Here is a 1,345-nt window from a genome sequence, read left to right on the forward strand (position 1 = left end):
CCCAGCGCCAGCGGCGCGGCGATGGCGCCGACGACGAGGGTGCGGCGGGGCAGGCGGCGGACTGGCGGCTTCGAAGCGGCAGCCTGGGGGATTTCGGTGGCGGTGCCGTCGATGACCTGTTCGTTGCTCATGATGATCGTGTCCTGTTCGGGTGGGCCCTTTCGGGTTGACGGCGTTCTAGGAGAGGGCCGCCAATCCACCCTGAACCGCGCGGTTCAGCTCCGGTTAAACCGGCCGGCCTAACCCCGGCGCCCGTCCCCGAGAGGTTCGAAGATCCATGAAGGTCCTGCTGGTCGAGGACGATGCGGCGCTCGGCGCCGAGATCGCGAAGGCGCTGCGCGCGGAAAACTTCGCCCTCGACCACGCGCGCGACGGCGAGGATGCGCAGCATCTGGGCGAGACCGAGGATTACGACGCGGTGGTGCTCGACCTCGGCCTGCCCAAGCGCGACGGCGTCTCGGTGCTGCAGGCCTGGCGCGCAGGCGGACGCACGCTCCCGGTCCTGATCCTCACAGCGCGTGACGGCTGGAGCGATAAGGTCGCGGGCTTCAAGGCCGGCGCCGACGACTACCTGGTCAAGCCGTTCCGCACCGAAGAGCTGGTGATCCGCCTGCGGGCGCTGGTGCGGCGCGCTCAGGCCAGCGGCGCGAGCCGGCTCGTGTGCGGGCCGTTGAGCTTCGATCCCGGCCTCGGCGCCTTCGAGCGCGACGGGCTGCCCCTGAAGCTCACCGGCCTCGAATGGCGGGTGCTCTCCTGCCTGATGCTGCGCAAGGACGCGGTGGTGCCCCGCTCGCAGCTGATCGAGCGGGTCTACGACGGCGACGCCGACGTCGATTCGAACTCGGTCGAGGTCATCATCACGCGCCTGCGCCGCAAGATCGCGCCAGCGCAGATCGAGGCGGTGCGCGGCCACGGCTGGCGCCTGCACGCGGACGCCGCCTGATGGCCCGCGCATCCGCCGCCGACGGCGCAGGCCTCACCGGTTCCCTCGCGCGCCGCCTCCTTGCGGTAGCCCTCGTTTTCATCACCGTCGCGCTCGTGGTCGCGGGCGTCGCGATCGGCTTCATCCTCCACCGGTTCGTCCGCGGGCAGATCGACGGACGGCTCGATGCGCAGATCGTGGCGATCCGTTCCGGGCTCGAGCAGGGGCCGGACGGTCCGCGCCTGTCCCGCGACTTCGACGCGCCGCCCTTCGACCGCGAGGGCTCGGGCTGGGCCTGGCAGGTGCGGCGCGGCGGGACGCTGCTGCGCTCCGCCTCGCTCGGACGCGAGGCGCTGCCCGTGCCGGCGGCCCCCCGTCCCGACGAGGGCTCGGACCGGCCGCAGCCCGCCGACGAGGCAGAGG

At 72.4% G+C, this 1,345-nt stretch carries 1 protein-coding gene and 1 pseudogene; both read left to right on the forward strand.

What is annotated here, in order from left to right:
• Nucleotides 1-277 precede the first annotated feature (277 nt).
• A complete protein-coding gene (locus FV222_RS26305) occupies nucleotides 278-943 on the forward strand; it encodes a response regulator transcription factor (RefSeq protein WP_147754654.1) in 666 nt (221 codons plus the stop codon).
• A pseudogene (locus tag FV222_RS26310) lies at nucleotides 943-1,345 on the forward strand (sensor histidine kinase); the annotation flags it as partial. The gene FV222_RS26305 and the pseudogene FV222_RS26310, both read left to right, overlap by 1 nt.

It is taken from the genome of Methylobacterium sp. WL103 (genome assembly GCF_008039885.1).
GTDB classification, from domain to species: Bacteria; Pseudomonadota; Alphaproteobacteria; order Rhizobiales; family Beijerinckiaceae; genus Methylobacterium; species Methylobacterium cerastii.